1 protein-coding gene is annotated in these 1,019 nt (G+C 68.3%); it reads left to right on the top strand.

Annotated elements, in window-relative coordinates:
- Positions 1 to 1,019: threonine ammonia-lyase, biosynthetic (gene ilvA, locus GSQ95_RS25040; protein WP_158973988.1), on the top strand; the 1,019-nt coding region annotated here is incomplete at both ends.

Here is a 1,019-nt window from a genome sequence, read left to right as displayed (position 1 = left end):
TGCAACCGGCGCGGGCGCTGTCCGAGCGGCTGGGCTGCCAGGTGCTGCTCAAGCGCGAAGACCTGCAGCCGGTGTTTTCCTTCAAGATCCGCGGCGCCTACACCAAGCTGGCCAGCCTCTCGGCCAGCGAGAAGGCCCGCGGGGTGATCACCGCCAGCGCCGGCAACCACGCCCAGGGCCTGTCGCTCGCGGCCCGCGAACTGGGCGTGCGGGCGATCATCGTCATGCCGCGCACCACGCCGGAGCTCAAGGTCATCGGCGTGCAATCGCGCGGTGGCGAGGTGGTGCTGCACGGCGACGCCTTTCCCGAGGCCCTGGCCGAGGCCTTGCGCCTGGTCGAGGAGCAGGGCTACACCTTCGTGCCGCCCTATGACGATCCGGACGTCATCGCCGGCCAGGGCACCGTGGCCATGGAGATCCTGCGCCAGCACCCCGGTCGGCTCGATGCCATCTTCGTCCCCGTGGGCGGCGGTGGCCTGATCGCCGGCATCGCCGCCTATGTGAAATACCTGCGGCCCGAGATCAGGGTCATCGGCGTCGAACCGGACGACTCCAACTGCCTGCAGCAGGCCATGGCGGCCGGCGAGCGGGTGGTCTTGCCGCGAGTCGGGCTATTCGCCGATGGCGTGGCCGTGGCCCAGATCGGCCATCACACCTTCGAGATCTGCCGGCGTTATGTCGATGAAGTCATTACCGTCAGCTCGGATGAGATCTGCGCGGCGATCAAGGACATCTACGACGACACCCGCTCCATCACCGAGCCCTCGGGCGCCCTGGGCGTGGCCGGGATCAAGAAGTACGCCGAGCGTGAAGGCAGTGGCGGCCAGGTGCTGGTGGCCATCGATTCCGGTGCCAACATCAACTTCGACCGCCTGAGACACGTGGCCGAACGCGCCGAACTGGGCGAGCAGCGCGAAGCCATCATCGCCGTGACCATCCCCGAGCGGCCGGGCAGCTTCCGGGCCTTCTGCGAGGCCCTGGGCCGGCGGCAGATCACCGAATTCAACTACCGCTACCAC

The organism is Pseudomonas sp. BAV 4579 (assembly GCF_009765395.1).
Lineage (GTDB): Bacteria > Pseudomonadota > Gammaproteobacteria > Pseudomonadales > Pseudomonadaceae > Chryseomonas > Chryseomonas aestiva.
This window is presented reverse-complemented; position numbering and strand designations above follow the sequence as displayed.